Source organism: Adlercreutzia sp. DFI.6.23 (assembly GCF_024462535.1).
Classification (GTDB): domain Bacteria; phylum Actinomycetota; class Coriobacteriia; order Coriobacteriales; family Eggerthellaceae; genus Adlercreutzia; species Adlercreutzia rubneri.
On the sequence record NZ_JANGBP010000303.1, the window covers coordinates 1 to 336 of the forward strand.

At 60.1% G+C, this 336-nt stretch carries 1 protein-coding gene; it reads right to left on the reverse strand.

Annotated features, from left to right (window positions below):
* Positions 1–122: 122 nt before the first annotated feature.
* Positions 123–336, reverse strand: a 214-nt coding sequence (locus tag NE591_RS13470; protein ID WP_256156889.1) for a hypothetical protein, incomplete at its 5' end; no start/stop codon positions are given.

Here is a 336-nt window from a genome sequence, read left to right on the forward strand (position 1 = left end):
AAGGCGTTCTGCAGCGCCTCCTCGTCGATGCTGAACAGGTTCTCCATAGAGAAATCCGAGCCCGATTCCTCTTCCTCGGTGAACTCCTTGCCGTTGAACACGTCGATGGTCGGGTAATTCAGCTACTCCTGCACGATGGCGGTCTCGGAGGCCGGCTCGATCAGATGGCGCGTCAGCTCGGGCGTGTAGTAGATGCCCATAGAAAGCGCCGTGGCCTTCGCGTCCGGTCGCAGCTGCACAATGCCGACGATCTTCAGCTCCTCGCCGGCGTCCACGAGCCCCTTCATGTACTCCTCGTCGCCGGTTTTGTCGACCCAGACCTTGTTCTCCTCGTCA